This is a genomic window from Chryseobacterium sp. 2TAF14, from assembly GCF_052115105.1.
In the GTDB taxonomy this organism is placed as follows: domain Bacteria; phylum Bacteroidota; class Bacteroidia; order Flavobacteriales; family Weeksellaceae; genus Chryseobacterium.
The window spans coordinates 1-3701 of sequence record NZ_JBFRGA010000227.1 but is presented as its reverse complement, the minus strand read 5'-3'; the positions used below and the strand labels follow the sequence as shown (position 1 = coordinate 3701).

General features: G+C 31.8%; 5 protein-coding genes and 1 pseudogene. All 6 read right to left on the bottom strand.

Features of this window, described 5'->3' with window-relative positions; translation table 11 throughout:
- On the bottom strand, positions 1 to 434 hold a 434-nt coding region (locus AB4Y90_RS16445; protein WP_441558653.1), incomplete at its 3' end, for a phosphoribosylanthranilate isomerase.
- 18 nt (positions 435 to 452) lie between these two features.
- Complete coding sequence (gene trpC, locus AB4Y90_RS16440; protein WP_441558652.1) at positions 453 to 1232, bottom strand: indole-3-glycerol phosphate synthase TrpC; 780 nt, start codon at positions 1230 to 1232, stop codon at positions 453 to 455.
- Between the two features lie 97 nt (positions 1233 to 1329).
- Positions 1330 to 1665: a GIY-YIG nuclease family protein gene (locus AB4Y90_RS16435; RefSeq protein WP_441558651.1), complete on the bottom strand. Its 336-nt coding sequence runs from the start codon at positions 1663 to 1665 to the stop codon at positions 1330 to 1332.
- Between the two features lie 73 nt (positions 1666 to 1738).
- Positions 1739 to 2725 (bottom strand): anthranilate phosphoribosyltransferase, encoded by a 987-nt coding sequence (trpD, locus tag AB4Y90_RS16430; RefSeq protein ID WP_441558650.1) that lies wholly within the window; start codon positions 2723 to 2725, stop codon positions 1739 to 1741.
- A 74-nt stretch (positions 2726 to 2799) separates the two neighbouring features.
- Complete coding sequence (locus AB4Y90_RS16425; protein WP_441558654.1) at positions 2800 to 3366, bottom strand: anthranilate synthase component II; 567 nt, start codon at positions 3364 to 3366, stop codon at positions 2800 to 2802.
- Between the two features lie 23 nt (positions 3367 to 3389).
- Positions 3390 to 3699 (bottom strand): annotated as a pseudogene (locus AB4Y90_RS16420) (four helix bundle protein).
- Between the last annotated feature and the right edge of the window lie 2 nt (positions 3700 to 3701).

Genomic DNA, 3701 nt, shown 5'->3' with positions numbered 1-3701 from the left:
TGTTGGTTATCAGTCTGAGCGAAGTCGAAGACTTTTTCAATTTTTGTTCTGGCTTCTAACTCTTGGCTTCCAATTCTAATGACTTTTATGATTCCAACTTCAGGTTTTAATTTTGCTCTCAATTCCAAAATAAGATCATCACTTTCATCGCCGTGAAGTTGAATAAAATTCAAATCTGCTTTTTCGGCAAGCTCTATTATTTTATCTAAATTCTCATTGACAAAAACTCCAACTTTTCCTTGATGATTTATTTCTGATATTTCATCTAAACTTATATGATTCAGAACATATCTTGGTGATTTTTCGTAGAAAATAAAGCCAAGAAAATCAATTTTAAATGCCACTAATTCACGAATTTGATCGAGCTGGGTCAAGCCACAAACTTTGAGTTTGGGTTGTTGGTTGTTGGTTGATGGTTGTTGGTTTTCAGTCATTGTTAAATTGATAAACTGTTATATTGCTACATTAGAAATAAATTCAGAGAATTTGTTTCCCGGGTTTTCATTTTTCATAAAATATTCGCCCATCAGAAAACCGTTGAAGCCTTTTTCTTTTAAATATTTAAAATCTTCTTCGTTGTAAATTCCACTTTCGGCAACTGATAAAATGTTTTTCGGAAGCAGATTTTTCAAATTAACAGAATGTTGCAGATCAACTTTAAAATCTTTTAAATTTCTATTGTTGATGCCAACGAAATCAATGTTTTTATTGATGTGTTGAAGCTCTTCTTCAGAGTGAATTTCCAGTAAAACTTCGAGCTTTAAAGATTGAGCCAATTCTGTAAATTCTAACACCTGACTTGGCGAAAGACAAGCTGCAATCAATAAAATAACATCGGCTCCGATTGATTTTGCTTCGTAAAACTGATATTCATCAACCATAAAATCTTTTCGCAAAATAGGAATCTGGATATGATTTCTTACGCTCAAAATATCATCAAAACTTCCTCCGAAAAAATCTTTATCAGTAAGAATGGAAATTGCACTTGCTCCGAATTTTTCATACGCTGAAACTACTTCTAAAGCTGAAATTTGATTATTAATAATACCTTTTGAAGGAGATTGTCTTTTAAATTCAGCAATAATTCCGGATTTTGATTTTAAAGTTTTTTTCAGAGAAAAAGCTTTTCTTCCAAAAAAATCTGAATCTTTAAGCTGTTCTACAGAAATTTTAGATTTTGAGTCTTTTATTTCCTGTTTTTTTCTTTCTATGATTTTATCTAAAATGTTCATTTTTATAGTATTAATTATTTTTTTGTGTTTGTCATTCAGAACGAAACGTAGTGAAGTGAAGAATCTAAAAAAGATTCTCATTTTGTTCGAAATGACATTATACTAACATTTTCATGAAAGATCTATTCAATTTTATCATTCCAAAAATCCCAATTCGATTAATACTTTTGATCAAGTTCTCTTTCTTCATCCTTGAATAGCCTTTGATTTGTTTTTCTCTCGCAATTGCTTGTTCTACATCTTGAAAATGTTCATAGTAAACAAGATTGAAACATTTATACTTTGTTGTAAAATGAAGTTTATTTTCAGCTGATGGATTTTTATGATGATACATCCTTGTTTTTAAATTATTTGTTATACCTACATAATGAACTGTTTTATTATAATTTGTTAATATGTAAACATAATAATTATGGGTTCCTAATGTTTTCATCAGATTATATTTTAGTTTAGATTCTTCACTTCACTACGTTTCGTTCTGAATGACAAATGCAAAATTTCATCATTTAATCCAATAACAATTCAAGACTTTTTAATGCTTTTCCACTTTCCAAACTTTCCTTAGCAGTTAAAAGACTGTTTTCGTAACTTCCAAATTTCTGGGTGTGATGAAGAGCAACCGCTGCATTGGCCAAAACCACAGCATTTTGTGAGTCTGTACCGTTTCCTTCTAATATTTTTCTGAAAATTTTTGCGGTTTCTTCGATGGTTTCTCCTGCTTTTATATTTTCTGCTTCAACGGGCTTAAAGCCTAAATCTTCTGCCGAATAAATATTTTCACCGCTTTTTGTGATAATCTTGCTGTCTTGAGTAAGGCTGATTTCATCATATCCATCCATCCCGTGAACTAAAACAAAATTCTGATTTTCTTTCTGAAGCAAATACTGATATATTCTTGCAATCTCCAGATTGTAAACTCCAATTACAGAAAACTTTGGTTTTGAAGGGTTTACCAACGGACCAAGTAAATTAAAAAAAGTACGCAATCCTAAAGATTTTCTTAAAGCTCCGACAGATTGTAAAGCCGGATGAAAATAAGGAGCATGTAAAAAACAAATATTTGCTTGTTCTAAATCTTGATTAAGTTCATCTGAAGTTTTTTTAAATTGATAACCTAATGCTTCCAAAACATTGGACGAACCCGTAATGGTTGATGCACCATAGTTTCCGTGTTTGGTTACTTTTTGTCCGGCTCCTGCCACAACAAAACTTGCCAGAGTAGAAATGTTGATGGTGTTTTTTCCGTCACCACCGGTTCCCACGATATCAATGCTGTCATTAGTATTCAAATTAACTGGAACCGCCATTTGAAGGAGTGCTTCTCGGAAACCTTTCAGCTCATCTAAAGTAATATTCCGCATCAGAAAAATACTGATAAAGGCAGTGACTTCAGTTGCATTAAATTTATTTTGAGCAATCTCAATCATAATTGCTTTTGCCTGAGATTTTGACAAAGTATGATGATTGAAAAGATATTCTAATATTTCTTTCATTTTTAATTGTTAATGGTGAATTGTTAATGATTAATTTGATTGGTTTTTAGTCATTAACAATTAATAATTTATAATTAATCATTAAGAAAATTTTCTATAATTTTCTTTCCATCGGGTGTTAATATACTTTCCGGATGATATTGAACGCCATGAACATCAAATGTTTTATGTTTAAGGCTCATAATCATTCCTTTGCTGTCTGTACTGGTAATTTCCAAATCTTCAGGGAAATTTTCGGGATTTACTGCCCAACTGTGATACCGCCCGACTTCTAAAGTTGGAGGTAAATCATTGAAAATTTTATGGTTACTTATCTGAACTGCCTCTGTTGCGACACCATGATAAATCTCTGTAAGATTGATTAAACTTCCGCCAAAAGCTTCTGCAATTGCCTGTTGACCAAGGCAAACTCCAAGGATGCTTTTCGTGGGAGCATATTTTTTAATGACATCCAGCAAAATTCCTGCTTCTTCAGGAATTCCCGGTCCTGGAGAAAGGATGATCTTGTCATATTTATCAATTTCCTCTAACGAGATTTCATCATTTCGGTAAACATCAACCTTTTGATTTGTAATCTGCTCAATCATCTGAACAAGGTTATAGGTGAAGCTGTCGTAGTTGTCGAAGACTAATATCATAATTATTAATTATTAATTATCAATGGTTAATTGTTAGTATTGTTTTTTCTTGTTTTAATGATGCTTGTGATTAGTTTAATAATCTCAACAGCATCTTCGTTTATACTTTCAAATTCTTGTGTTGAAAGATAGTGTGTAGCTTGGAAAAGTTCCAGCCAGTAAAGTGTTTCATTGATTTCTTTTTGAGCAATGGATAATTTATGTATGAAATTTGCTTTGCTTTTGCGCATGTTCACTTTCTCTTACTAATGCTCCCACGCTTGTTCCGCTTCTCAATATTTGTTTGCTTAAAACAAATTCTTTCTTCTCACTCATCAAGTATTGATAGAGTTTTATAA

What these genes read in the sequence shown, in the direction of transcription:
- trpC (WP_441558652.1), bottom strand. Translation starts at nt 1,232, where the DNA reads ATGAACATTTTAGATAAAATCATAGAAAGAAAAAAACAGGAAATAAAA.
- AB4Y90_RS16435 (WP_441558651.1), bottom strand. Translation starts at nt 1,665, where the DNA reads ATGAAAACATTAGGAACCCATAATTATTATGTTTACATATTAACAAAT.
- trpD (WP_441558650.1), bottom strand. Translation starts at nt 2,725, where the DNA reads ATGAAAGAAATATTAGAATATCTTTTCAATCATCATACTTTGTCAAAA.